General features: G+C 68.7%; 14 protein-coding genes and 2 pseudogenes. 7 read left to right on the forward strand and 9 right to left on the reverse strand.

The window, feature by feature from the left end; translation table 11 throughout:
- Positions 1–380 precede the first annotated feature (380 nt).
- Together ACZ4XJ_RS27260 and ACZ4XJ_RS27265 are read right to left on the reverse strand one after the other, a co-directional pair.
- Positions 381–839 carry a hypothetical protein gene (locus ACZ4XJ_RS27260; RefSeq protein ID WP_468497731.1) on the reverse strand — a complete coding sequence of 153 codons (459 nt, stop codon included), beginning with the start codon at positions 837–839 and terminating at the stop codon, positions 381–383.
- Positions 840–988: 149 nt separating this feature from the next.
- Complete coding sequence (locus tag ACZ4XJ_RS27265) at positions 989–1396, reverse strand: hypothetical protein (protein WP_468497732.1); 408 nt, start codon at positions 1394–1396, stop codon at positions 989–991.
- Positions 1397–1633: 237 nt separating this feature from the next.
- On the opposite strand from ACZ4XJ_RS27265, the gene ACZ4XJ_RS27270 reads away from it, so the two are divergent.
- The 4 genes and pseudogenes from ACZ4XJ_RS27270 to ACZ4XJ_RS27285 all read left to right on the forward strand — a co-directional run bounded on the left by ACZ4XJ_RS27270 (position 1634) and on the right by ACZ4XJ_RS27285 (position 6229).
- Positions 1634–2521: a hypothetical protein gene (locus ACZ4XJ_RS27270; protein WP_468497733.1), complete on the forward strand. Its 888-nt coding sequence runs from the start codon at positions 1634–1636 to the stop codon at positions 2519–2521.
- Between the two features lie 848 nt (positions 2522–3369).
- Complete coding sequence (locus ACZ4XJ_RS27275; RefSeq protein ID WP_468497734.1) at positions 3370–3750, forward strand: hypothetical protein; 381 nt, start codon at positions 3370–3372, stop codon at positions 3748–3750.
- Between the two features lie 66 nt (positions 3751–3816).
- Positions 3817–4182, forward strand: a pseudogene (locus ACZ4XJ_RS27280) (DEAD/DEAH box helicase family protein); the annotation flags it as partial.
- Between the two features lie 112 nt (positions 4183–4294).
- A complete protein-coding gene (locus tag ACZ4XJ_RS27285) occupies positions 4295–6229 on the forward strand; it encodes a helicase associated domain-containing protein (protein ID WP_468497735.1) in 1935 nt (644 codons plus the stop codon).
- Between the two features lie 46 nt (positions 6230–6275).
- Here the strand turns inward: ACZ4XJ_RS27285 and ACZ4XJ_RS27290 are convergent, their stop codons facing one another.
- Positions 6276–7133 carry a helix-turn-helix domain-containing protein gene (locus tag ACZ4XJ_RS27290; protein WP_468497736.1) on the reverse strand — a complete coding sequence of 286 codons (858 nt, stop codon included), beginning with the start codon at positions 7131–7133 and terminating at the stop codon, positions 6276–6278.
- On the opposite strand from ACZ4XJ_RS27290, the gene ACZ4XJ_RS27295 reads away from it, so the two are divergent.
- The 3 genes from ACZ4XJ_RS27295 to ACZ4XJ_RS27305 all read left to right on the forward strand — a co-directional run bounded on the left by ACZ4XJ_RS27295 (position 7110) and on the right by ACZ4XJ_RS27305 (position 9081).
- Positions 7110–7376 carry a hypothetical protein gene (locus ACZ4XJ_RS27295; RefSeq protein ID WP_468497737.1) on the forward strand — a complete coding sequence of 89 codons (267 nt, stop codon included), beginning with the start codon at positions 7110–7112 and terminating at the stop codon, positions 7374–7376. The two genes, ACZ4XJ_RS27290 and ACZ4XJ_RS27295, sit on opposite strands and share 24 nt — an antisense overlap.
- Positions 7373–8476: a site-specific integrase gene (locus tag ACZ4XJ_RS27300; protein ID WP_468497738.1), complete on the forward strand. Its 1104-nt coding sequence runs from the start codon at positions 7373–7375 to the stop codon at positions 8474–8476. The genes ACZ4XJ_RS27295 and ACZ4XJ_RS27300 overlap by 4 nt, the downstream gene beginning before the upstream one ends.
- A 353-nt stretch (positions 8477–8829) precedes the next feature.
- Positions 8830–9081: a hypothetical protein gene (locus ACZ4XJ_RS27305; RefSeq protein WP_468497739.1), complete on the forward strand. Its 252-nt coding sequence runs from the start codon at positions 8830–8832 to the stop codon at positions 9079–9081.
- A gap of 1540 nt (positions 9082–10621) precedes the next feature.
- Here the strand turns inward: ACZ4XJ_RS27305 and ACZ4XJ_RS27310 are convergent.
- From ACZ4XJ_RS27310 to ACZ4XJ_RS27335, 6 genes and pseudogenes are all read right to left on the reverse strand, one after another.
- Positions 10622–11491: a recombinase family protein gene (locus ACZ4XJ_RS27310; RefSeq protein ID WP_468497740.1), complete on the reverse strand. Its 870-nt coding sequence runs from the start codon at positions 11489–11491 to the stop codon at positions 10622–10624.
- A 234-nt stretch (positions 11492–11725) separates the two neighbouring features.
- Entirely contained in the window at positions 11726–12682 is a 957-nt protein-coding gene (locus ACZ4XJ_RS27315; protein ID WP_468497741.1) for a sigma-70 family RNA polymerase sigma factor, read from the reverse strand.
- Between the two features lie 71 nt (positions 12683–12753).
- Complete coding sequence (locus tag ACZ4XJ_RS27320) at positions 12754–13788, reverse strand: ABC transporter permease (protein ID WP_468497742.1); 1035 nt, start codon at positions 13786–13788, stop codon at positions 12754–12756.
- A gap of 117 nt (positions 13789–13905) precedes the next feature.
- A complete protein-coding gene (locus ACZ4XJ_RS27325) occupies positions 13906–15108 on the reverse strand; it encodes an NAD(P)/FAD-dependent oxidoreductase (protein WP_468497743.1) in 1203 nt (400 codons plus the stop codon).
- Between the two features lie 256 nt (positions 15109–15364).
- Positions 15365–17941, reverse strand: a complete 2577-nt coding sequence (locus ACZ4XJ_RS27330; RefSeq protein WP_468497888.1) for a Tn3 family transposase — start codon at positions 17939–17941, stop codon at positions 15365–15367.
- A pseudogene (locus ACZ4XJ_RS27335) lies at positions 17880–18302 on the reverse strand (DUF4158 domain-containing protein); the annotation flags it as partial. The pseudogene ACZ4XJ_RS27335 and the gene ACZ4XJ_RS27330, both read right to left, overlap by 62 nt.
- Positions 18303–18524 lie beyond the last annotated feature (222 nt).

The raw sequence follows: 18524 nt of genomic DNA on the forward strand, positions 1-18524 counted from the left end.
CCCGCGGAGCGGGTCCCTGAGCGCTGCGCGCTCAGGACCGAACGCCCTCGCTGCGCTCGGGCGGGCCCTTCGGGCCATGGCTGGGAGCTTCGCTCCCAGCCATGGCCGGCCGTCGGCCGGAGTCCTTCGCTTCGCTCCGGACTGGCTCTGGTTCCGCTGCGCTCCACCAGAGCAGGCCTGCTCCGCAGGCCCAAAGACTCCCGCGCTCCGCGCGGGAGGTGACCCCGTTTCACGGGGTCCGGGCCTTCGGCCCGTTGGGCGGGTCCGCTCCGCTCCCCCACGCCGGGGCCTTCCGGCTCCGCCTCCAGGACCCCAGGCCTGCTCCGCAGGCCAGGCACTCACTCTTCACCGCCATCATCCCCCTCCACGCTCCTTGCAACTTACGAGTGCGGGACCTCAAATGGAGCAAGGAAGTCAGGTGCGCCGCGCAGTTCTTCGAGTGCGTGCTCTAGACCTCCCATCGCCTCAGCGAGCGTGCTGTGCCTGCCCCTACTCATGAACAGTTCATTACTTCCTTCCTTGAAACTCCCTACCTGCTCTTCTAGTTCGGCGTAGACACGGAACGAGTGGGCAGAAGCGCCTTTCTCCACCAGTACTTCCGCGTCGATAGAAACATCGTAGGAGCGCTCAAAATCGGATCCGACAGAGATCACGAACCGATGCATCGAAGCGATCTTTACAGCATCGCTCTGCGGATCGATCTGCAGGTAGTGAACAAGCTCTGCTCCATCGACAAAATTGTGATCACAAAGTAGGGAACTAGTGTATTCACTTACTTTCTGATGAAGTGAACCCCAATTCGTGAACGCATCGATAAGAGCACTATTAGATTCAGACACGCAAACTCCGATCTCGTAAATACCTACGCAACCCGGCTTCGCAGGTCAGGCCTTCGGTCTGTTGGCTTGTCCGCAGAGCGAGGCGCGTCCACAGTAGAGGCCGACCCGAGGGAACTGCCTCAAACCCGGGGTAGCCGTCCCGGTCTGGCTCAGGGAGCGAAGTACCAGCAGTACAGAGGCTGGCCCAGGTCTGCCAGATCGGCTACCTCTGTGAGGACCTCAACCGCCATCCCTGCCGGCGCCCCGTCCTTCCCCTCAGTAAGCTCAACCCACTGGGCCGCAACCTCAACAAGCCGGCTCCTACTCGCCACCGCCAACGCCGAACACAGTCTCCCGAGAACCTCGAACACCATGAAACAGTCATTCTTCATCGGCACCACAACACGCGGGTCCGATGCCACACCCCCGACGAGGGGAACCTCCCAGTCCCCCACCGCATCATCAGGATAGAAAACCGCACACCCCAACGCCGGAAACCCATGACCACGACTCCTCGGGCCCACAGCAGCCACCGCCCCGTCATCCGGAGCCACAAAGAACTCAACAACACGCAGCATGGCCCGATCACGCCGGCCTCATAGGGCCTATCACCCGTTGGCCCGGTCCGACCCGGGTCCTTCCGGTTCCACCTCAAGGGCCAGCCCCACTCCGCGGGCGGCTGGCGCTGACGGCTCACATTGTCCGGGCGACTTCCTGTCGTGCGAAGCTCCCGGGGTCGGCTGCTACTGACTCGCCCGGGTAAGGTCGCTCGCTTCGGGTGCCGTCGGGGCCCGGAGTCCCTGAGGTGCATGCCCATGACCACTCGCCAGCTGCCCATCGTATGGAGCCTCTCCTCCAAGGACGCCCAAGCCGGATGGCGAGCACTGTGGTGGGACATCGGACCGGACGGCACACTCGGAGTGATCCTGGTCCAGGAACAGAACCTGCACCGTTCCCCCTACGTCAAAGGCTGGATCGGCTGGCGCGTAGCCACCACGTGCGACGGCCTGCTAATCGTGGTCAAAAACGGGATGGAACACCGCACAACCCTGCCCGGCATCACCACATCGACCGGCGGCCTGATCCTCCTCTCATGGTCCCGATTCCTACTCGGCGACCATCGGGAGGACGGCTTCGTCGTGTACTCGCCCGGCGGCTACCCGATGAACCACATATCCCTCGGCGAATGCATCGAATACGCCATCGGCGACCGCGACGGAGGCATCTGGACCTCCCACGGCGACCAAGGCATCTACGGCGACCACCCCGCGTCCCGCGCCGGCCTCGCACGCTGGAACACCGACGGCGACCACACATGGACACCGCAGCACCTACCCATGCTGCCTCTCGGTTCTCTAGCAGGCGCGACTGAGGGAACGTTGGCCTGGCACGCCTGGTACAGCCCCGAAGGCGCCTTCCTCACACGGGTCAATCCCGCCACCGAAGAGGAAACCAGCTGGAAAATCCCGATCAGGGACATCGACGGACTCACCGTCCAAGGCAACCGGATGATCCTCACCCACAGCTTCCACAACCGGCCCGGCATCGAACTGAACCACGCAGAACTCATCGACAACACCTGGGTCATCACCACACAGGAGAAACTGACCCTCCCCGAACCCACGGGCAGAGCCTGCACCCAAGGCCGCGACGGAGCCCTCTGGCTCCGCGGCGGCGACACATGGACACGCATCACACTCTGAACCACAACCCACTGACCAAAAAGCCCGCACACAGACCCCTCAAGCAGCAAGGAGACGGGGCTCAGCGGGGTACCGCCTAACAGCGCCGTGGCCGTTTCGAGATCGGACTGCTGGATCCCCTGCCCCGCTACGCGCTGCGCGCGTAGCGGGGAGCGCGTAGCGGGGAGCGCGTAGCGGGGAGCGCGTAGCGGGGAGCGCGTAGCGGGGAGCGCGTAGCGGGGAGCGCGTAGCGGGGAGAAACCGCCTCGCTGCGCTCGCCAGGCTCGGCCATGCCGAGCCTGGCCGGCTCTTTCGGGCCGGTGTCCTGCGCTTCACTCTGGACTGATTCCGGCTCTGCCCGAACAGCCTGCTGCGCACAGGCCTGGGTAACCCCGTTTCGCGGGGTCCGGGCCCACGACCCGTTGAGTGGTTCGCTTCCCCCCAGGGTCCTCACGGCCCCCTGGGGGGCTCAGCTCCCCCGAGCGTCAGCGCTTCTTCCGGTACAAGCCCCAGGAGAACATACAGACGAAGACGACGAACAGGACCACCGCCAGCACTTTCCCCAGCGATCCGTCAGGCCACGTCGTCCCAGCAAGCTCCATGCCCGAGCACCCCCTCATCCAACGCCACAGACGTCTGTCGAGTGCCGTCTACCCCAACACCCCCACCCAGCACATCACCGGCGCCCCCCTTTACCTCCCACGCCTACCTTCCAACCCCTACCGGATCCGGTACGGACCGGTCCACCGTGACGGCACCAGCCTGCATCACACGTAAAGTGATGCGTGTAATTGTGTAGGATCCCGAAAAAACCGCTACCACCTCCCCTGGCGGGGTTTTCCCGCCATTTCGTTTCAGTGGAGTTTCGAATGCAGGATGTCATTGACTGGATCAGCGACCGCACCTTTCGTGTATGGCGCTATGGAGTCGGGCACTCCCAGCTCCTCCTCGCCAGCCCGGAAACTGACACCGCGCCCGGTCTGGGAGTTCACTTCGAGGCAGTCGAGTACATGCGAATCATCCGATCCTTCAAGAGCCTCCGCATTACCACAGCCGACGAGGCCCAGATCCGCGAGGTCGAGTCCTCGGGCGCTCTCACGCTCACACGGAGGCCGCTCCTCGTACTGGCGCTCCATCACGACCACGGGGTGGGCCTGATCGCCTGCCGACGGATACGCATCGGTCAGTTCCATGGCGACCCCACCGACAACTTCGACCCCGTCCACCTTCACCTCATGGCCCCCAGCTGACCTTGGAGCATCAGGCTGCGGCCCCACCAGGAAGAAGCCGTCGAAGCCATCGTCCGTGCCCTGGACATTCCCCCGGGAAAGCGGATTCCGGAGACCGGGTTGCGCGCCACCGTGGTGGCCGCATGCGGAACCGGAAAGACGTTCATCGCGGCCGCGGCGGCACTTCGGCTGGCCCGGCACGGACGGGTGTTGGTGCTACTGCCGACCCTGGACCTACTGACACAGACGGCCCGGGAATGGCGGAGCGCCGGCCACACCGGGCCCGCGGTCGCGGTGTGCTCCCTGGAGGACGACCCCGTCCTGTGGGCCCTGGGGGTGCGCGCGACGACGTCGGCGCCGCAGCTCGGGCTCTGGCACGGCCGGGGTCCCGTCACGGTCTACGCCACCTACGCCTCCCTGCCGGTCCTCGCCGAAGCCCACGAAGGCGCGTACGGGTTGCCAATGGACGTCTTCGACCTGGTCGTCGTCGACGAGGCGCACCGGACGGTCGGGGTCGGCGGGGAAGGCGTGGGCGGACATCCACCACCAGGAGGTCATCCCGGCCATGCGCCGGCTCTACATGACCGCGACGCCCCGGATCTGGAAGGAGCGCCCCCCGCGGTCGCGGGCGGAGCAGGAGCTGTACGAGGCGCAGGTGTCCGTCGTGGACGAGGAGACGTCGGGTCGGACACGGCGGGCGTGGAACCGGCTGCCGCGTGAGCTGGCCTGTTCCATGGACGACGAGAAGGTGTTCGGGCCCGTCGTCTACGAGCTGTCGCTGGCATCGGCGATCTCCCGTGGGCTGCTGGCGAGGTATCAGATCGTCATCGCCGAGCTGACCGACCCCGTCGTCACTCCGAAACGGCTCTTCAGCGAGGAGCGGTATGAGGAGCAGCTTCGGGGTCAGCGGCTCGCGGCAACGCAGACCGCGCTGCTGGAGACCATGGCGGCCCACGACCTCCAGACCACGATCACCTTTCACCACCGCACGGTCGAGGCGGAGGCCTTCGCCGCCGGGCTGCCCCGGGTCGCGGCCCGGCTCCACGCCGTGGACCCGCAGCGGCACCCCGAGCGGGTGTGGGCGGGGTGGCTGTGCGGGGAGCATGAGGGCTCCCACCGGCAGTCCGTGCTGGCCGACTTCGGGCGCCGGGTCGGGCGCGCCGTGCTGTCGAATTGTCGGGTCCTGGGTGAGGGAGTCGATATTCGAAGTACCGATTCGGTGGCCCTGATCGACCCGAAGGGATCGGCTGTGGACATCGTCCAGGCGATCGGCCGGGCGCTCCGGCAGAACCCGCATCAGGGCAAGATGGCGACGTTGATCGTTCCGGTGTTCTTGGCCGAGGACGAGAAGCCCGAGGACATGCTTACCTCGAACTCGTACCGCCCTCTCATTCGGGTTTTGGAAGGTCTTCGGGCGCACGATGAAAAGGCTGTGGAAATGCTGGCAATTCCACAGGAGAACCAGAAACGCGTTGTCGACCCGTCGCTTCCGGTCGGTCCGGAGCCCGCCGAGGGCGAGCCGGATGATCGGATGCTGCTCCGGTTCGCGACCCCCCGCGACCCTGTCATCGCGAGGTGGATCAGCTACACGGTCATCAACACCGAACGCCAGGACTGGAAGCGGGGCGTCGAGGCCGCGTACCGCTACCGGCAGCGCGAGGAGCACCTGGACGTCCCGTACGAGCACACGGAGGGCGCCTACCCGCTGGGACGGTGGCTCTCCGATCAGCGGCGTGCGTACCGGGCCGGGCAGATGACCGGGGAGCGGGCGGCCGAACTGGAGGAGCTGGGCATCGTGTGGGATACCGCCGACCAGGGGTTCGCCGAGAACCTCGCCGCCGCGCGCGCCTACTACGAGATCCACGGGACCCTGGCCGCCCCGCGGCACGCGACCGCCCTGGACAAGGCCATTGGGCAGTGGCTGACGAACATCCGACGCCCCGGCGGGCTCGGGAAAGACCCCGACCGCGCCCGCCGGCGGGCCGAACAGCTGGCCGCGGTCGATCCGGACTGGAACCAGCGCGAGAACGGGTGGACGGTCGACTGGCAACGCCACCACGCCTACCTCACCCAACTCCTCGCCGACGGCGCCCGCCTCGACGACGTCGTACCCGGCGTCACCGTCCACGGCGAGAACGTCGGCCGCTGGCTCACCACCCAACGCCGCGACTTCGGGAAGCTGAACGCGGAGCAGCAGCGCAGGCTCGGCGAGCTGGGCGTGAAGAAGGCCGTACAGACCCGCACAGCCCCCGCGAAGGCTGCCGTGGCGTCCAGGCCGGGCACAGGCGGCGGGGCGTTCCAGAAGGGCGTGGAGGAGGCGCTCGCGCAGTACGTCGCGCGAGAGGGCCGGCTGCCGGGGCGCGGCGTGGTCGAGGTCCTGCCCGACGGGGTGGAGCACCGCACCGGGATCTGGATCGGGAACCAGAAGGCCCGCCGCGACCGACTCGACCCGGCGCAGCTCGCCGCGCTCGCCGAACTCGGCGTCGACTGGGCCCGGTGACCGGGCGGGCACCGTTCCAGGATTCTGGAACGGTGCGGCCCCCGGTTCAGGTACGCGGGTAGCCGTGGCCCGGCGGCGGGTACTGCCGGCCGGGGAGTTCGGCGACGCCGAAGAGGACGATCCGCTCGAACTCCGGCAGCTCCCCCGCCCGCCCGTCGTCGGCGGCCTGGTCGATCGCCTTCAGCAGCCGCATCGAGCGCTCCTGGTCCGACCTGGCCTGCGCCGAGCCCGGCGGCACCGGCACAGGGGCGTCCGGCGCGGGTTCGGCGGCCTGCGGGCGGTGCAGGCCATGCGCTGGAGACCGGACGCTGCGTGCGGCGGCGCGGTGTTCGCTCGGGCGGATGCCGCTGGCGCGCTTGAAGGCCACGCTCAGGGTGTAGGCGTTGGAGTAGCCCACCCGGCGGGCGATGGCGTCGAGCGTCGCGTCCGTATCGGCGAGAAGGTCCGCGGCGCGGCACAGGCGCCACTCGGTGAGGTAGGTCATGGGCGGCTGGCCGACGAGGTCGGCGAAGCGCAGGGCGAAGCGTGCGCGTGACATGCCTGTCTCGGCGGCGAGGGAGGCGACGGTCCAGGGGCGGGCGGGTTCGGTGTGGATGAGTTTCAGGGCGTGCCCGACGGCCGGGTCGCCGTGCGCCCGGTACCAGGCCGGCGCACCGGCTTCGGAGCGGTCGAACCAGTCCCTGAGAGTGGTGATGAGCAAGGTGTCGAGCAAGCGGTCGAGGAGGGCCTGGCGCCCCGGCTCGTCCTTGCGCAGCTCGGCTTCGATCATTGCCAGGGGCAGGGACCGTTCGGGACCCGCGGGTACGAGGGCTACGCGGGGCAGGGAGGTGAGGACGCGGTCGGAGACACGCCCGCGTACCGGGTAGGAGCCGCCCGCACCATGAAGGAAGCGGTCGGCCTGCACATCGACACCCTCAGCGAGTGCTTCGACGACGAGGAGCCCGAGACGCTCAAGGCCCGCAAGCAGGCGTGGAACCGGCTGGTGTGGCTGGTCTGGCCGTGGGAGGGCACTCCCGGGTACGACGCCCGTCAGTGGCGGCTGGTTCACCACCTCGATGCTGACGACGCGGTCGAGGGCGCCCGCCGGCTGCTTGCCGAGCGGGAGGCCGCGGCTCAGAAGCGGCGCGCCGAGCTGGAAGCTCTGTGACCACCGCCGTCATGCTGGTGCCCGCCGACGACGTCGGCGGGCACCAGCCCGTTCCCGACCCGGGCGACGAACGCCAGGCGCTGATCGAACGCTGGGCGCAGCGCCACGGCATCGACGCCGCCCGCCGGCTCGCCGAGGTCGAGAACCTGGCCGACGCCGTTGCCGCCGAGCTCACCCCGGACAACACTGTCGACACCTACGCCAAGAGCTGGCAGGTGTGGACCCGGTTCTGCGCGTACGCGAGCTTGCCGGAGGTCGAGGGTTCCCGCGGCGCCTTGGTGGCGTTCGTGGCCTGGATGCTGCGCGAGGGCCAGCAGAACGGCAAGGGCTACGCACCGACCTCCGCCGACACCCACCTCGCCGGCGCCGTCACCGGTCTGCGTCAGCGCGGCGTCGACGTCAGCGGCGACGACCAGGCCGCAGGCCGCAAAGCGCTGGCCGGACTGGAGGTCAAGCTCCTGCAGGCCGGCGAGCGGCGCGGCCGCGGCCAGGCCGTCGGCGCCGACATCGACGGCCTGCGCACCCTCGCCCGCGCCTGCCCCGACACCCTCACCGGCGACCGGGACAAGGCGCTCACGCTGACCGGCTTCCACTACGCCAGCCGCAGCCAGGACCCGGCCGGACTCCTCTCCGGCGACGTCACCCTGCACCCCCGCGGCTTGGTCGTCGCCGTGCTCACCGGCAAAACCAAGCACAGCGTCCGCAACGCCAAGATCGGCTACGCCGACGATCCCGGGATCTGCCCGGTGCGCGCGTGGACCACGTACCGCACCCGCCTGGTCGCCGAGCACGGAGAACAGTGGGCCGACTCCTCGACGCCGGCCTTCGTCGGTATCGACCGGTGGGGGCACATCACCGGCGGCATGGGACCGGACTCCGTCACCCGCGCCACCAAACGGATCTCCACCCGGGCCGGCGTCCCGATCGCCTGGACCGGGCACTCCCTGCGCATCGGCCTGGCCTCCGTCGCCCGCCGCAAGGGCCGCGACGGCATCGCCATCGCCGACCAGGGCGGCTGGGCCCGCCACTCCCGCTCCATGCTCGGCTACATGCAGCGCGACGACGGATGGGACGACAACGCCTCCACCGGCCTCGCCTGACCCGGCCGGAACGGTCTTGCCGCAGGAGCGTCTCGAAATGGATCGATTGATGGGCAACACGGCCTGTAGAATCGCCCCGTTGATCGTCGCAGGGGAATCCGGTGTGAATCCGGAACTGTCCCACAACGGTGTACCGCCCAACTTGGGCGGTAGTCCGAGGACCTGCCGACCAAGAATGCCGTGCGTCTACGCGCCCGGTTCTTCCTGGCTGGGCTGTGGGACAGACGAGGCGTGATCCGTGATGGATCGGGCTTTCTTGCTGTCAACCCCGCGTTTCTCCATGGAAGAGCTGAGGTCTGCGTACGCAGACGAGTTGCCGCCGTTCGACGGCGGCCACAGCCTGGAGGAACTTCGTGACCATTCAGATCGCGCCGCTGGCGGCCCTGCTCATGATCGTGGGTCTTGCGGTCGGCGTGTCGGTCTTCAAGTACACCGCGCGCACGACCCACGGGACCGCGGGTCGTGGGGACCTGGGCACTTCGATCCTGACAGCGACGGCCGTCGTCACCGTGCTCGCAGTACTGCTGGCCCCGGGCTTCGGTCAGGCGTCGACGAACCCCGTGCAGCACTCCCCGCATCCTGCTCAGTCCGGTACCACCCGGTAGGTGGACAACAGGCCCTCGGCGGAACGCTGCGGAGCGGGCGGCGAAGGAGGACTGCCTCCCGCACGCTCCGGCACAGGCCGCCCCCACCATGCTTGGGCGCCGGGTGCTGGGTGCAGGCCCGGGCAGCTGACGCACCAGCTAGGGCGTCTGGCGAATGGAGGGTGGTCGAACCCTTCACCGAGACGTGTTGTCGCCGGCGGGGCGCCAGTGCGTCTGGCGCCCCGCCGGGGTGTTACTGATGCGTGTTCCACCACAGGATTGCGGCGGAGACGAGCAGCGCCCCGAGAGACGTCGCGGCACCCTTGACCAGGCCCTCGACAGCTGTGCTGGTCAGCCGTCGAACCGATCCAGGCTGGTCAGAGCTTGGCTGAGGAGCGGGCTTGCGCATACGGTCGTCGTTGGTATGGATGACTTCTCCTTCGGTCGAGTACGTCCATGCATTCGTGAAGGCGGCTCCCTGTTGGCGCAGGGGGCCGTCGCCGTTTCCGGTGACGACCAAAAGCCACGGATGGCACGCTACTGAATCACTAGTTGTCGCAGGACATCGCAGGACATCATTGGGGGGGCCAATGCCCGCGCACTGGAAGCCAGTTGATTCCGGTTCAGGAGAGTTGTCGGAGTTTGCCGATCGGCTGCGTGACGCGGTCAGCAGCAACGGCTACTCGGTCCGGGAGATCACCGCACCGCAAGGAATCTCCCGGTCCACTGTGTACGCCGTACTGGCAGGGGAGCGGCTGCCGAGTCAACGGTTGCTGGAGCAGGTCCTCATGGTTGAGGAGCCGGGGCGGAGGGCTGCGGGCTCCTCCACCATCGCGTGGCTCTTCACGAGACGAACGAATCTGGAGAAGGCACGAAGGAGACGTTCGACGCCTCCGAGACCTCCTGTTGAACTTGACTCGGTTCCGGAGCAGGAGCGCTTTGTAGAGGCGTTGAATGACTGGGTGACGGCATACCGCCCTGGGTTCCCTTACTGGTGGCCGGATGGCCTGGAGGGAGGCGGCGTCTCGCGGGGATGGCTTCAGCGCTTCCTTGAGGGCTAAGCGATCCCGTCAGAGAGAGGACTGTGGTCTTTGTTGCCACGCGACCGACCCCGCGCCATGGATGCGCGGCTCTGGAATGAATGCGTCAACGAACTGGAACGCTTGCAGAGCCTCTCGCCCTGGACGCGCATCGAAGTAGGCGGACAGCTCGAGAGGTTCTGCGCATTCTGCAAGGCGGCCAATGATCAGAACGGAGACGACTCGCGTAGGTGTCCTCATCTACGGAGTACTCCATCTGGTCCCGTTGCGATGTGGTCGATCTTTGTCCGCCCCGCGAGCGGAGTCCGGCTCCCGGACGACTCGGCGCACACTCGGCGCCGGCTTCGCCTTGGTCCGAGAGGGTCCTGCACAGAAGTAGTCGGTGCACTGCGCCGGTCTTGTGCTGCCGAGGGCGGTGAGCGCGGTCAGCATCGCGCCGCCAGGGGCCGCTTCGCATACAGGGAGCTGCTTGAGGGCCCTGGAGTCCTAGCTCAGACACCAGCCGCAAACTAGCCGGATGATCATGCGCCTGCCGCCGTGGCGGCCTGTTCGTCGTGCTCCCGCAGCATCCGCATGACGGTGGCGGGTGAGGGGTGCTGGCCCCTCTTGGCGCCGGTGGTGATGACGAGGCGCTTGGCGATGTCGCGCAGACTCATCTCCTGGTCGCGCAGGTGGAGAGCCATGGACAGCATGTCGTCGTCGGTGACCCCGGCGCCGCCGATGGTCTTGCCGCGCTTCCGCGCGCTCTCGTGGCCTTCGAGAGTGCGGTCGCGGATGTACTCGCGCTCCATGCCAGACATAGCGGCGAGCACGGTGAACACGATGCCGGACGGGTCGTGCGAGCCCTTCAGTTCTCCGGTGAGGAACTCCAGGCCGACATCGCTCGCTTTCAGCTCCTCGGCGAGCATGGCGAGTTCGATGCCGCGGCCGAGCCGCTTGTGCTCGTGCACGACGAGGGTGACGGCGACGCCGGAGGAGCGGATCTCCCCGGCGAGCTTCACGGCGGCCTCCAGCTCGGGACGCTTGGTGGCGCGGGTGGAGATCTTCTCCGAGAAGACCCGGGTGACCCCGGCCTCGGCGAGGGAGTCGAGTTGTGCGTCAAGGGACTGCCGGGCGGTCGAGGCGCGGGCGTAGCCGAGGCGGACGTGTCCGACCGGTTCGGCGCCGGCGCGCACGGGCCGGGGTAGTTCGGTCCATGCCGAGCCCGGCTTGCGTACGGCGGGGGTCGGCACGCTGAGCGCCTTGGCGAGTTGGGGCACCAGGCGGAAGCGGGCGGTGTGGTACTGGATCGCCACCTTGCCCTTGCCGGTCCGGCATGGAGAGCCCGCGGGGGCGGCACAGGTGGGCATCGGGCAGTCGTGCGATTCCACGCGCTTGAAGTCGTCACTCACGACCCCGAACTGTTTCATGAGGCTGTTTCAGATGTCCAGGTGATTGCAACAACTCGTGAAACATGATCGGCGCAGGTGGACGGCCGCCCGGCCGGGTGTTGCATGAGCGACCACCTATGAAACACGGGCGCGTCCCGCATCGGCACATGTGGGAAGGCCGTTGCGTTCCTTGGCACCCGGCCGGCCGGCTCACCCGGCCGGGGCGGGTGCTGGGCCTGGCCGGGGGCAGCTGGGTCACCACTGGGCGATGAGCGGCGCGGCCGGTTCGTGCTGCCGCCAGGCTTCGGTGAGGCGGGAGAGGCGGTGGGGGGCGGCGATGCCGTGCATGGTTGCGATCTTGCCGTTGACGATGTCGAACATCGTGGAACCGACGACCTGGTCGCCGACCACGAAGAGGATGGCGGGGGCTCCGTTGACGAGCGCGTAGTGCACGGCGGGCGTGCCACCGACCATGCGCCGCTTCGCGTCTGTGGGCTTGAAGCCGGCCCGTACGACGGCGGCGATGCGGTGCGGGGTGTCGTACCGCAGCAGGGTCGTGGCCAGGCCGCCGGCGCCGTCGGAGATCGCGGTCGCGTCGTCGGTGAGCAGTGCCACCAGCCGTTCGGTGCGGCCTGAGGTGGCGGCGGCGAGGAATTCTTCGACGATCCTGCGGGCGGATGCGGGGTCGACTTCGGCGCCGCCGCTGCGGGCGGCGGTGATGCGGCGCCGGGCCCGGTGCAGGTGCTGTTGGCTCGCGGACTCGGTGATGTCGAGGATCTCGGCGATCTCGGCGTGGCGGTAGGAGAACGCTTCGCGCAGGACGTAGACGGCCCGTTCGACGGGGGACAGGCGCTCCAAGAGCGTCAGCAGGGCCAGGGAGACCGATTCGCGCTGCTCGAATGTGTCGGCCGGGCCGAGCATCGGGTCGCCGTCGAGGAGCGGTTCGGGCAGCCAGGCACCGGCGGTGCGTTCGCGGCGGGCTTGTGCCGAGCGGAGCCGGTCCAGGCACAGGTTGGTGACGACCTTGGTCAGCCACGCCTCCGGTACCTTGATCCGCTGCCGGTCCGCGGCCTGCCAGTGCAAGAACGCATCCTGCACCGCGTCTTCGGCGTCGGTGGCGGAGCCCAGCAGCCGGTACGCCAGCGAGGCCAGCCGGCTGCGGCTGGCCTCGAACCGGCTTGTGTCGAAGAGATCCGCGGCGGTGCTGTCCATGCGGGCCACCCTAAGACGCTCCGTTTCCCGTGGTGCGGGCACCTCCCGCAGTCGGCAAGTGCTGTGGGGGGTCAGACGGTCACGGGCAGGGCCGGCCGTGCTGCGGGGTCTGCGGCCGTGGCGGTGGAACGGCGGCGGAGGTTGCCGGCCAGGCACAGCACCGTGCCGAGCGTGCACCACGTCGCCAGGACGGTGGCGGCGGCGGTGGCGCCGTGGCCGTCGAAGAAGGCGGTGGAGCGCAGCAGCCGGCCGCCGGCCCCGGGCGGTAGCAGTTGGCCGAGGGTGCCGGACCAGCCGGGGAGCATCTCGGGTGCGGTCGCGGTGCCCGAGAGGGGGTTGCCTATGAGCATCATGGTGGCGGCGCCGAGGCCGAAGCCGGCGTACCCGAGCAGGGATTCGAAACCGAGGATGGTCAGCGAGGTGGCCGCGATGGTCAGGGCGACGGCGCCGGAGTTGGCCCAGTAGGAACCGTCGAGTGAGCCGAGCCAGAACTGCAGGATCGCTGCTGCGGCAAGTCCGCCGGTGAGGGCGAAGGAGAGTGCTCCGGTGACGCGGTGGACGCTGCCGTGGACGAGCCTGGTCAGCAGCAGGGCGGCGAGAAGGCCGCCCATGACCAGCGGCAGGGCTCCGGCAGCGAGTCCGGCGCCGCGCGGGTCGTCGGCCGGCAGCGGTACGAGGTCGCGGGCGGCGACAGCGGTGCCGTGTCCCGGGACCTGGCTGAGGCCGATGGCGAGGCCGTTCAGGGCCTGGGCGACGGCGGTGCTCCCGGCTGATGCGGTGATGACATGTGGGGCGCCGGAGCTCAGGTCGATCGCCCCGTACACCTTGCGGTCGCGGATCAGCTGTTCGGCGGTGGTGGTGTCGGCGACCTCGGTGACCTTGAAGCCGTCGGGAAGCCGTTGGTCGAGTACGGGAGTGATCCGCTTGACGGCGGCAGCGGGCCCGGCGACGGCGATCGGCACGTCATGCACCGATGAGCGTACCGACGGCCAGGCGAAGGCGGTGAGCAGCAGGCTGATGGTCACCGTGAGCAAGGCGACCGCTTTGACCACTGTCGGCCAGGGGGAGGGCGACGGGTCGGCTGCGGTCGCGGCCTGTGCGGACATGGCTTCTCCTTCGGAGGAGGGAGTTCATCGCCGGGGAGCGGGGTTTCGGATCCGACGCCGGAACACGGCCCGAGCCCGGGTGGATTGCCGTATTGACCAGTGAGGTGGAGGGCGCGGCTACGCGATCGCCTTCTCGGCGGGGGACGCGTCCGGCGCGGCGGCCAGGTGGTGCTTGCGCTTGGGCAGGCAGAAGGTTGGGTGCTTGGTGGCCCACAGGGACATCCTGACGATGCCCGCCTTGATCCGTGCGGCCTTCCGGCCACCCATGTACTTGGGCTTGGCCTGCCCTTGGTCGTCGACCATCTGCAGGATCCCGTCCCGCCGCCCGAGGCTGATGTGGTTGCCGACGTACTCCAGCTTGGTGTTGGCGATCTCGCGGCCGGTCAGGCGTCCCACGATCGCGTCCGTGGCCTGACGGCCGGTGTAGCCGGCCGAGGCGCAGGACATCGGCAGCGGCCGGCCGTTGTCGCCGATGGCGTAGGCGCTGTCGCCGGCGGCGTAGACGTTCGGGTGCGAGACCGACCGCATGGTGCGGTCGACGACGATCCGGCCGTCCTCGGTGACCTCCAGCCCGCTCGCGGCGGCGATGGGGCTGACCGCGAACCCGGCCGTCCACACGGTGGCGTCGGAGGCCAGGGCGCTGCCGTCGGCGCACAGCACACGCGCCGTTTCGACGGCTTCGACGCTGGTGTGTTCCAAGACGGTGATGCGCAGCCGGTCACAGGTCTGGCGCAGGTGGCTGCGGGCTCCGGCGGAGAGCGGGGCGCCCAGCTCTCCGCGTGCGACAAGCGTCACCGACAGGCCGGGCCGGGACTCGGCGATCTCGGTGGCGGTCTCGATGCCGGTCAGCCCGTCGCCGACGACCAGGACGCTCCCGCCTGCGTCCCGCTTGCTCAGGCTGTCCAGGCGCTCGCGCAGGCGCAGCGCGGAGGGCCGGGTAGCGACGTCGAAGGCGTGCTCGGCCACGCCGGGGACGCTGTGGTCCGCACCGTGGCTGCCGAGCGCGTAGAGGAGTGTGTCGTAGCCGAGCTCGCCGCCGCCGTTGGCATCGGCCACGGCGACGACCTGGCGCTCGGGGTCGACGGTGGTGACACGGGCCCGGCGCAGCCGTACCGCCGTGCCCGCGAAGACGTCGGCGAGCTGTGGGGCCTCGATCTCCTGGCCGGCCGCGAGCTGGTGCAGCCGCAGCCGCTGGACGAAGTCGGGCTCGGCGTTGACCACGGTGATCTCGGTGTCCGCCGGCGACAGCCGACGGGCCAGGGTCCCGGCCACGTAGGCCCCGGCGTAGCCGGCGCCGAGGACGACGATGCGGTGCTTCATGTCTCGCTCCTGTCGATTCGCTTGCCTTCGGTGACTTGAGCGGGACAGCGACCCGATTCCTGACAGGAACCGGCTGTGACGTGGGTCACGGAGCGGTAGTGGGCGCTGTGAGGCCGGTTCGCGGGGCCGGCCGCGTCGTCGACGAAGCCCGGAAATCCCTCAGCGTGTCTGGGTGCGTGATCGGTCGGCGGCGCCGGCAGATGTGCGGGGGCGCGGCACGACGACAACCGGCCCCAGGTCGATCCGGGCGTCCATGTCAAGGCGGAAGGTTCCGTACGGGTTGACGTTGGACCAGAACAGCGCGGTCAGGCCGCGTCGATCCTCGTTGCTGAGCCTTCTTCGACCAGGCTGGTTCGGCCAGGACCTGCTGCACCAGCAGAGTGTTGACGTGCACGAGCGCGGACTGGAGGAGGTGCAGGGCGAGCATCGAGGTCTCGGCGTGCTCCTTGTCGGGGCCGGTCAGGGCTCCGTCCTTGCCGTAGTGCAGCACGGTGTTGGCGCTGTTCCAGTTCTCCACGACCTGGAGCCCGCCGTGGATCTCCCGGCGCAGGCCGGGGCTGGCGAGGTAGTCGCAGGCGAAGACCGTGCGCACCGGGCGGCCGAGTTCTTCGAGGGCCTGGTAGGTGGAGTGCTTGGGGCCGCCGCGGGTGAAGCGCCGCAGCACCTGCTCGGCCTCCGCAGTCCCCAGGCGGAGCGCGGTGGCGTACTTGACCATCTGATCGTACTGCTGCTCGATCAGTTCCCAGCGGATCGGCCGGGTCGGCGATGCGCCGAGGGCGGGCCAGCCGGGCGGGGCGTCATCCGGGCGGTACAGGCGGATGCTGCCGAGGTTCTTCAGTCTGGGCAGTAGCCGGAAGTTGAGCAGCTCAGTGAAGGCGAACCCGACCACCGAGGCGCCGTGCGTGTCGACATAGTTGGACTCGATCTCGGCGTCGGTGCAGTGCCGCAGCAGGCCCTCGATCATCGCGGCGACCTCGGACGACGAACAGCTTTTGAGCTGGGAGTAGACGCAGAGGTTCTTCCGCTCGACGTGCCAGTAGATCATCACGCCGTTGCCGCCGTAGCGGGCGTGGTACTCGGTCATGAATTTCGAGGACCAGGACCCGAACTTCTTCGAGTCCGACGCGCATGCGGTGCCGCGGCCCCACCATGTGGTGTCGCGGGCGGCGAAGGTGGCGTTCACCAGCCTGGTGACGGCGGCCCGGAGGTTGTCGACGGTGATGAAGTGCCGGCGGACGTGCCGCAGGGCTGCCTCGCTCTCGGCGTGCTCGCCGGTCGCGACGATCGCGCGGATGCCCATGTTCGTGCCGAGCGCGAAAAGCGCCAGCAGGAGACGGCGCTGGAGGACGTGCCGGTCGATGCGCTCGTAGGCGGCCACCGAGGAGAACTCCTCGGTGAAGCCGGTCAGAAAGTCGGAGTCCTTCAGCACGTCCAGCAGATCGAGCACTCCCCAGCGTCGTACGATTTCGTCCTTCAGCGCCTGGAGGCCGGTGGGCTCGTCCAGCGGCTCCAGCTTCGGCACAGTGATCCACGGTTCGCCCTTGCGGGTGGTGACCTTCACCCCGCCCGCTGAGCCGTCCGCGAGTGAGGCGGAGAGCCGGTCCAGGCCCGCGGTCATGCGCTTCTTCAGGTCTGCGATGAACGCCCTCGGGTTCAGCGGCTGGCGGATCGCGGCGTAGTGCACGGCGCGGGTGGCCTCGAAGTCGCCTGGCAGGTCGTCCTCCGGGTTTCGCCAGCGGGCGGCGCCCTCGACGTAGATCTCGCGGCGGCGGACCGCGTCCCGCAGGGCGACCAGGACGCACAGCTCGTAGGGGATGCGCTCGACCTTGCCCTTGTCGTCGACGACCGCCTCGCGCCAGTCCTTACGCACCACGCCGTCCATCGGCACCACGTCCGTGGCGTCGTAGAAGCGGGTCTTGCCGTCGACGTCGGCGTACTTCTTCAGCAGCTTCATCGCGTCCATCACCGGCCGGTAGGCGGTGTTGTTGCACTTGAAGCCCAGGGTGTTCAGCAGCGGCGGCAGCATCTGCCGGTAGTACGAGCTGTACGACGACCGGAGCGTGGTGCGGACCTTGGCCTTGAAGATCTTCTCGTTCGCCTTCGCCTCGGCCACCAGCTCGCGCAGCGTCTTCTCCCCGACCACCGGGAACAAGGCCCGGCGTACGACCTCGTCGGGCTTGTCGACGGCGGCCGTCGCCAGCTTGAAGAGGATGCCCTCCTTGCCACGGACCTTCTTCAGCTCGGCGGTGAGCTGCTTCTCCACCCGCCGCTCGGCACGAGCATTGATCTTGTGGACCAGGGCGACCAGCAGATCGACCAAGGCGTCGGTGATCTCCGCTTGCCGGGACGAGCACAGCGTCGCGAGCAGGGTGATCCGTACGTCCTCCGCCGTGTCGCGGAAGTCCGAGGGGTACATCTTGACCGCCCGTGCCCGCGAGGCAGCCACCAGCTTCTCCGAGCATTCCGTGAACAGCCCGTCGGGCAACCCGAGCTTGCGCACGTCGTTGAGCTTTGTGATCTCCGTGAGCAGGGAGTCCAGGCCGACCGCGCCCGGGTCGCGCTTGAGCGCGGCCAGCAGCGCGGTACCCGCCTCGTCGTCCTCGGTCACGAGGGACAGCAGCCGAGCCGTTCCTGCCTCGCCGAGGCGGCCGATCGTGCGGGCGTAGAACGTCTTCTCCCACTTGCCCCGCGCCGCGACGAGTGCCCCGCGCCGCGACGAGGACCTTCTCGACCCGGGTACGGCCCGGCGGCTCGATCTTCCGAGCCCGATACTCGGCCAGCAGGCCCTCGCGCTGCCGGTCCTCCACCAGCTCGACCGGGCAGACCTCCACAGCCAGCCACTCGGCCAGCGCCTTCTCGTCCGCGACCATCGAGGGCCGGAAGCCCAGGGCCTCACGGATCTGCTTGCGGTGGTACTCGGCAGTCCGGCCGACCAGCAGGTACTTCGCGAAGTCGCCGGCCGGGACCTTCACCAGATCGGCGACGTACTCCACCGCGGCCGACGGGACCTCCTCCAGCACATCGGGGAACCGGCCCCCCAGCTCGAAGAACTTCAGGAAGAGGCTGAAGCCGAGCCGGGTCGTCCCGCTCTTGTTCGCCACCAGGTCCCAGTCACCGTCTACCAGCGTCCAGTTCGCCAACAGCTCCTCTGGCGACCACTCTTGCCGCACGCCCGGCCCTTTGGCCTCGATCACTCGATCACTCGATCACTCGATCACTCGATCACTCGATCAGACCAACGACGGCGCCCAGGACGGGGAAACGGGGCTCGTGCGGCTACCCGCGACCTAGTTTGCGGCTGGTGGCTGAGCTAGGACTCCAGGGCCAGAACAGCTCAACAGCGAGGTCGAAGCGACCCGCAGCCCGGCCACGACCGAGTGGTGCCGACGGGCAGTCGCCGAGTACGTCGCCCCCGC

This window comes from Streptomyces sp. NPDC029836, assembly GCF_055574495.1.

Bases quoted from the DNA above. Each gene is read 5' to 3' on its own strand.
- ACZ4XJ_RS27320 (WP_468497742.1), bottom strand. From the start codon at position 13,788: ATGTCCGCACAGGCCGCGACCGCAGCCGACCCGTCGCCCTCCCCCTGG.
- ACZ4XJ_RS27325 (WP_468497743.1), bottom strand. From the start codon at position 15,108: ATGAAGCACCGCATCGTCGTCCTCGGCGCCGGCTACGCCGGGGCCTAC.
- ACZ4XJ_RS27270 (WP_468497733.1), top strand. From the start codon at position 1,634: ATGACCACTCGCCAGCTGCCCATCGTATGGAGCCTCTCCTCCAAGGAC.
- ACZ4XJ_RS27285 (WP_468497735.1), top strand. From the start codon at position 4,295: ATGCGCCGGCTCTACATGACCGCGACGCCCCGGATCTGGAAGGAGCGC.
- ACZ4XJ_RS27315 (WP_468497741.1), bottom strand. From the start codon at position 12,682: ATGGACAGCACCGCCGCGGATCTCTTCGACACAAGCCGGTTCGAGGCC.
- ACZ4XJ_RS27275 (WP_468497734.1), top strand. From the start codon at position 3,370: ATGCAGGATGTCATTGACTGGATCAGCGACCGCACCTTTCGTGTATGG.
- ACZ4XJ_RS27295 (WP_468497737.1), top strand. From the start codon at position 7,110: ATGAAGGAAGCGGTCGGCCTGCACATCGACACCCTCAGCGAGTGCTTC.
- ACZ4XJ_RS27265 (WP_468497732.1), bottom strand. From the start codon at position 1,396: ATGCTGCGTGTTGTTGAGTTCTTTGTGGCTCCGGATGACGGGGCGGTG.